The organism is Pedobacter sp. A2324 (assembly GCF_059693705.1).
Map to the genome: position 1 here is coordinate 1 of NZ_JCASSK010000011.1, position 6,275 is coordinate 6,275.

Here is a 6,275-nt window from a genome sequence, read left to right on the forward strand (position 1 = left end):
GATGTAAATCCCGTTGAACATATACTGACTGTACTGCGCATCCTGCTGAGCAGATGCCGGCCTTAACATCAGTAAAAGTGAACTCAATACGAATAACAATAACTTCTTCATCACCTGATTAATTTTTGAATGCCCTGATTAAGGTTACGTAACCACTAAAAACCTTCCATTCAAAGCTTCCTGCTTTTCTCACCTTCACCAGGTAATAGTAGGTGCCTTCATTTAGTCCTTCGCCTGACCAATTATTGCGATAGTTCTTAGCATGATAAACCTGATTACCCCAACGGTTCACGATCGTTATCTCATTCTCTGCGAATTCCGTTAACCCCCTGATCTCAAAAGCATCGTTCCTTCCATCGCCATTTGGTGTAAACAGATTTGGAATCAGTAAGTCATCTCCTTTAATCGTTGCGCCATCTGCCAAGACATAGTTATTCCCCATAGAAGGATCAGGCTGATCACCTTTAACAGTTGCAGAATTACTCAAAGGTCCCGCAGCGAGGGTCTTTGATTTGAACGTGATGGTTACAGTTTGATTCAGATCGAGACTGCCTACCATCCAAACCAGATCTCTTGTTACGGATGAATAACTGGTTGTACCTGTACTTACGGTAATATCCTTGGGCGCATCTATAATTGTCGGCAACTTATCCGTAACTGTTACGCCTGTCGCCCTGTTAGCACCTCTATTTGTGACTGTTATTTTATAAGTTACATCGGAACCAGTCATAATGTCTCCCGTAGTCATGAGTTCTTTCGTGATTACTAGGTCTGCAGATTGATCAACATCTATAATTGCTTCGGGTTGAACGACCACACCAGTCGGACTTACCATTGAAACCACGTTCTTAAGTATATTAAAGCTATTCACATCTGGTGCTACTTTTGCATCGAAGTATAAAACAGTACTGGAGTTCGCCTGCATGTTAATGGTCCATTTCAAAGTATTGTTGCTAACCGTTCCGTAGCCTGAAACTGAACCTGCGATATAAGTTAGCCCTGCCGGCAGTTCATCAGTTATGATAACGCCATTTAATGGAGATCCTCCTGTATTACGAACGGTGAGTGAGTAAGTCAGGATTTCGTTGGCCTGTGCCTTTCCATCATTATTTCCCTTGGTATCAGCAACAGATTTACTTCCTTCCAGCTTTCCTTCAGTTGGAATGGAAACAGCAGGTTTTAGTACCGCAATCGCATTTCCCGGATCGGTTACGGTAGCGATATTTTCAATTGCCAGATTTCCCGAAGAAAGAACTGCATTTACCTGAACTTTGAAACTAACTGCCAGCTGTCCGTTGGCAGGAATGGTCAGGTTATTCCAATTTAAAACATTTCCCACCAATGTTGCGCCATCACCTGCACTTCCGGTTAAGTAAGTGGTGTTTGTAGGTATTGGGTCACTTATCTTCACTCCTGATCTTATGGTGCTACCATTGTTTTTAACTAAAATCGTGTAGGTCAATGTTTCACCAGCCTCGGCTATTCCGTTATTATTAGGGTCTGTTACGGTTTTAGAACTGATTAATTTCGAGATTTCGATAATTGTCGGATAATCATTATTCTCAGTTGTGCCTGAAACATCTGTCACTGTTGTTCCTGAAGGTGCTGTAGCTATAATTTTAGCGGTATTTCTTACCGTTCCAGTATTCTTTTCTGTTTGAGTAATGATGTAATCGGCTGTTGCTGTTGCTATCTCTCCCGGGGCAATAGTTGCCGGGGTGAATGAAACTGGTGACGATAGCTTAGCATCTGAGAATTGGAAATGATTAAGTGTTACATTACCTGTATTTTTAATGCTAAAAGTATAAGCAATGGTATTTCCATCGGCACTTAATACTCCTGTTTTCACAAGAGTAATTGCCGGCGCTTCCGGTATAAGGTATACCGTTGGATCGTTCGGTGCAAGCGTTGCCGGATTATCTGACAATCTCGACAATCTATTCGCTCCAGTTCCAAACGAAGCATTTAGAGTTGCCTGGTTTACAAATTTTCCATAATCAATTTCAGGCTGAATAAGTGTATGTCGAGCGCTCACAATGGCGGTTTCTGCCGGATCAAGTTTGGCGATTAATGCAGGTCTGATACTTCCTGCATCCGCGCCAGGATCGGTTACCACAATATCTGTTAATGTGATGTTTCCGGTATTGGTTACAAGAATACTGTATTCAATCACCTTCACTACACCCGCACTATTGGCTATCATTTTGGTAAACCTGACTGAAGGATCGGGAACGATTTTCGTGATCGTGGCATCATTTAAGTCTGCTGTAGAAGGATCATCAGAAACTTTCGAAGTTGTATTGCCCTTGGAATCTTTTACTGATGCTTTCGCCTGATTGATGAACCCACCGGAGTTGACATCACTCTGGGTAACGGTATGTTTCGCGATGATGCTGGCGCTTTCACCAGGTGCAATAGCTGCTATGTTTGCCGGAATCAAACTTCCTGCATCTGCCTTATCATCAGAAATTTGAATATCGGCTAACGTTACATTCCCCGTATTTGTCAAAATCAACCGGTAGTTGATCACATCACCCGCTTTGTTTACCGTGTTAGTGGCAATTTTTGTAAAAGTATATGAAGGTGATAAAGATAAAGTTGCAACAGTAGGTATATCATTCGTTTCGGTAGTTCCCGAAACATCGGTTACATCCGCTCCCACTGGTGTTTTACCGTTTACACTGGCGGTGTTGGTATAACTTCCAGCATCTACATCGCCTTGTGTCAATGTGTGAGATGCAGTAAGTGTAATGCTTGCGCCCGGAGCTAAAGTAGAAACAGGAGAACCCGTAACCACGGCATTGATGTCCGTAACCACCAGATTGGTTAAAGTTACATTACCTGTGTTTTTGACTACAAGGTTGTAATTCAATACCTCGCCTGCTTTATTAGGAACAGTTCCGCTAACAGTTTTCACTAAAGTCACAGCACCAGCAGGCGTAATGGTAGCCACTGTTGGCGTATCATTAGTCTCTGTCGTTCCTGATACATCAGTTATGTCAGATCCAGCTGGTGTTTTACCTGTTACCGTTGCGGTATTGCTATAGGTACCTGCATCAACATCCCCTTGCGTTAATGTATGAACAGCGGTTAATGTTACGCTTGCGCCCGGAGCTAAAGTAGAAACCGGAGAACCTGTTACCACAGCATTGGCGTCCGTAATCACCAGATTGGTCAAGGTCACATTCCCGGTATTTTTAATAACAAGATTGTAACTCAATACCTCGCCTGCTTTATTAGGAACGGAACCGTTAACAGTTTTTACCAAGGTCACAAAACCGGCCGGCGTAATCGTTGACACTGTTGGCGTATTATTAGCCTCAGTCGTTCCTGAAACATCAGTCACATCAGCTCCTGCAGTCGTCTTACCTGTAACGGTTGCGGTATTAGTATATGTTCCGGCATCAACATCGTCTTGCGTCAAAGTATGAACGGCAGTAAGCGTTATACTTGCGCCCGGAGCCAAAGTAGAAACCGGCGATCCAGTAACAATTGCATTGGCATCGGTAACCACAAGATTGGTTAAAGTTACGTTACCCGTGTTTTTAATAACAAGGTTGTAATTTAATACACCGCCAACAGCCGTTGGTACTGATCCATTCACACTTTTCACCAAGGTCACAGCACCCGCCGGCGTAATAGTAGCCACGGTTGGTGTGTCATTAGTCTCAGTCGTTCCTGATACATCACTCACATCTGCTCCAGCTGGTGTTTTACCACTTACTATTGCCGTATTGCTGTATGTACCCGCATCTACATCGGCTTGAGTTAAAGTATGAACAGCCGTTAATGTTACACTTGCCCCCGGAGCTAAAGTCGAAACCAGTGATCCAGTAACAATTGCATTGGCATCGGTAACCACCAGATTAGTTAAGGTTACGTTACCGGTGTTTTTAATAGTTAAATTATAGTTCAGAACCCCACCAACTGCCGTTGGTACTGATCCATTGATTGTTTTAACCAAGGTCACAGCACCAGCCGGAGTAATGGTAGCTACTGTCGGCGTATCATTAGTCTCCGTCGTTCCTGATACATCAGTCACATCTGCTCCAGCTGGTGTTTGACCAGTTACTGTTGCCGTATTGCTGTATGTACCCGCATCAATATCGGCTTGAGTTAAAGTATAAACAGCAGTAAGTGTAATGCTTGCGCCTGGAGCTAAAGTAGAAACAGGAGAACCCGTAACAATTGCATTGGCATCGGTGACTACCAAATTGCTTAAGGTGACGTTACCGGTGTTTTTAATAGTTAAATTATAGTTCAGAACCTCACCAACTGCCGTTGGTACTGATCCATTGATTGTTTTAACCAAGGTCACAGCACCAGCCGGAGTAATGGTAGCTACTGTCGGCGTATCATTAGTCTCCGTCGTTCCTGAAACATCAGTCACGTCCAATCCAGCTGGTGTTTTACCAGTTACAGTTGCAGTGTTGTTGTAAGTTCCTTCATCAACATCGCTTTGAGTTAATGTATGGGAAGCAGTCAAAGTAATACTTGCGCCCGGAGCTAAAGTCGAAACCGGAGAACCTGTCACGATTGCGTTTGCATCAGCAACCACCAGATTGGTCAAGGTTACATTACCGGTATTTTTAACAACAAGGTAGTAATTCAATACCTCACCTGCCTTATTCCGAACAGTTCCGTTAACCGTTTTGACCAAGGTCACAGAACCGGCCGGCGGAATGGTTGCTACTGTTGGCGTATCGTTCGTCTCCGTCGTTCCTGAAACATCAGTCACGTCTGCTCCAGTTGATGTCTTACCTGTAACGCTTGCGGTATTGGTATAACTTCCAGCATCTACATCGGCTTGAGTTAAAGTATAAACAGCAGTAAGTGTAATGCTTGCGCCTGGAGCTAAAGTAGAAACAGGAGAACCCGTAACAATTGCATTGGCATCGGTGACTACCAAATTGCTTAAGGTGACGTTACCGGTGTTTTTAATAGTTAAATTATAGTTCAGAACCTCACCAACTGCCGTTGGTACTGATCCATTGATTGTTTTAACCAAGGTCACAGCACCAGCCGGAGTAATGGTAGCTACTGTCGGCGTATCATTAGTCTCCGTCGTTCCTGAAACATCAGTCACGTCCAATCCAGCTGGTGTTTTACCAGTTACAGTTGCAGTGTTGTTGTAAGTTCCTTCATCAACATCGCCTTGAGTTAAAGTATGAGCAGCAGTCAGAGTCACACTTGCGCCCGGAGCCAAAGTAGAAACCGGAGAACCTGTCACGACCGCGTTTGCATCAGTAACCATAAGATTGGTTAAGGTTAGATTACCGGTATTTTTAACAACAAGGTTGTAATTCAATACCTCGCCTGCTTTATTCGGAACAGTTCCGTTAACCGTTTTGACCAAGGTCACCGCACCAGCAGGCGTAATCATTGCCACGGTTGGCGTATCATTAGTCTCAGTCGTTCCTGAAACATCAATCACGTCCAATCCAGCCGGTGTTGTACCTCCAACGCTTGCCGTATTGCTATAGGTACCGGCATCAATATCGGCTTGAGTTAAAGTATGTGAAGCAGTTAAAGTAACACTTGCCCCCGGAGCTAAAGTCGAAACCGATGATCCAGTAACAATTGCGTTTGCATCAGTAACCATAAGATTGGTTAAAGTTACATTACCGGTATTTTTAACAACAAGGTTGTAATTCAATACCTCGCCTGCTTTATTCGGAACAGTTCCGTTAACCGTTTTGACCAAGGTCACCGCACCAGCAGGAGTAATCGTTGCCACGGTTGGCGTATCATTAGTCTCAGTCGTTCCTGAAACATCAGTCACATCCAATCCAGCTGGTGTTTGACCCGTTACCGTTGCCATATTGCTATAGGTACCTGCATCCACATCGCTTTGAGTTAAAGTATGTGAAGCAGTCAAAGTAACACTTGCCCCCGGAGCTAAAGTCGAAACCGGTGATCCAGTAACAATTGCATTGGCATCGGTAACCATCAGATTAGTTAAGGTTACATTACCTGTATTTTTAATAACCAGGTTGTAATTCAATACCTCGCCAGCTTTATTAGGAACAGTACCGCTAACAGATTTAACCAAGGTCACAGCACCCATTGGCGTAATCGTAGCCACTGTCGGTGTATCATTAGTCTCCGTCGTTCCTGAAACATCAGTCACATCTGCTCCAGTTGGTGTCTTACCTGTAACGGTTGCGGTATTGGTATAACTTCCAGCATCTACATCGGCTTGAGTTAAAGTATGGGATGCGGTAAGGGTAATGCTTGCGCCCGGAGCCAAAGTAGAAACCGGCGATCCAGTAACA

At 44.0% G+C, this 6,275-nt stretch carries 1 protein-coding gene; it reads right to left on the reverse strand.

Annotated features, from left to right (window positions below; genetic code table 11):
- Window positions 1-118: 118 nt before the first annotated feature.
- Window positions 119-6,250: a CLIPPER-2 domain-containing protein gene (locus AC570I_RS21870; protein WP_497407193.1), complete on the reverse strand. Its 6,132-nt coding sequence runs from the start codon at window positions 6,248-6,250 to the stop codon at window positions 119-121.
- Between the last annotated feature and the right edge of the window lie 25 nt (window positions 6,251-6,275).